This window comes from Escherichia sp. AM3 (assembly GCF_032029835.1).
GTDB lineage: Bacteria > Pseudomonadota > Gammaproteobacteria > Enterobacterales > Enterobacteriaceae > Escherichia > Escherichia coli.
Genome location: NZ_JAVUPQ010000436.1, coordinates 1 through 796 on the forward strand (window position 1 = coordinate 1; position 796 = coordinate 796).

At 44.6% G+C, this 796-nt stretch carries 1 protein-coding gene; it reads right to left on the reverse strand.

Going from position 1 to position 796, the window contains the following annotated elements; all coding sequences use genetic code 11:
• The coding region (locus tag RTW80_RS26425; protein WP_312721047.1) for a hypothetical protein at positions 1-678 on the reverse strand (678 nt) is incomplete at its 3' end.
• Positions 679-796 lie beyond the last annotated feature (118 nt).

A 796-nucleotide genomic window follows, 5' to 3' on the forward strand; every position in this document is an offset into this window, starting at 1 on the left:
ATATTTCACCATGTCACTGATCAGCGGGTTAGATGACAAACCATCAGCAGCAGTGCCAGCAGCAAAGATAATTACACCAGTTCGCTTTGCAGCAAGACCAGACCCCAGCTTTTCACTCTGTAAGCGCACCGCTTTACGAATAGCAAGGAACGGGTTAACAGTAGTCGATGCAAAGTCGATAGCGGGTACCGTGGTTTTAGCCTGACCGTCGAGGAAGTCGAGATCACCTTGTCCGGCATATTCAGATTCAACTTTCAGGCCCAGCAGCGCGGTAATCAGATCCACTTCAACACGGTTTGCGTGTGAACGGTAATGAGCCTCAGAGAAATCATTAACCGCTACCAGCATAGCATCAGAACGGTTTGGATATTGGCGGCTGTATTGTTCCAGGTCACGAGAAGTAACAGCGTTAATACTGCCGACGTGTTTCATCTGGAAAAGTTTGTTTGACCATTCCTGACGTTTAGAGGCGTTCCAGTCGCTTTGAGCGTAAGGCGAGGTTTCCCCAGCTACCTGCACAAACTGATCAATCAGGTCGGTAAGAAGAATGCTGTTTTCTGTATGATATTGCACATCGAACAGATCGAGATTAGTAATCAGGGTATTAAGTGCATTCTCATAAGCAAAAGGAGTTACTACCGCAGTATTAACGCCAAAATATGTTGATAAATCATTCATTATTATTTTCCTTGTTAAGTCGTAGGGATCGCAAGTTCTTCATAACCAGCAATTACAAAGCCGAGAGATTGCAGTTTTGCAATAACACTTGCCTTTTCCATGCTGTTAAATTCAATCC